Source organism: Stenotrophomonas sp. SrG (assembly GCF_050031795.1).
Taxonomy (GTDB): Bacteria; Pseudomonadota; Gammaproteobacteria; order Xanthomonadales; family Xanthomonadaceae; genus Stenotrophomonas; species Stenotrophomonas rhizophila_A.
Map to the genome: position 1 here is coordinate 1 of NZ_JBNBBE010000238.1, position 275 is coordinate 275.

Annotated in this window: 1 pseudogene; it reads right to left on the reverse strand. The window is 72.0% G+C overall.

Features of this window, described 5'->3' with window-relative positions:
- Positions 1 to 274 (reverse strand): annotated as a pseudogene (locus ACQG3P_RS19665) (bifunctional aspartate kinase/homoserine dehydrogenase I); the annotation flags it as partial.
- Between the last annotated feature and the right edge of the window lies 1 nt (position 275).

Sequence of the window (275 nt, forward strand, 5' to 3'; positions counted from 1 at the left end):
GTGCATGCCAGTCGTCGCGCCACTGCGGCGCGTTGTCGGAAGCGGCACCGGCCAGCGCGATCAGCGCGTCGGGCACGCCCTTCATCGCCGATACCACGGTGACCTGCACCGCTTCGTCACGGGCCCGCAGCAGCTGGGCCACGTGGCGGTAGCGGTCGGCGTCGGCCACGGAGGTGCCGCCGAACTTGTGCACGACCGTCGTGGTGGCCGCGCGCAGCGGCGCGGAGGAGGCAGGCGATGCAGCGGCATCGGGTGAAGCGGCGACAGAAGACATG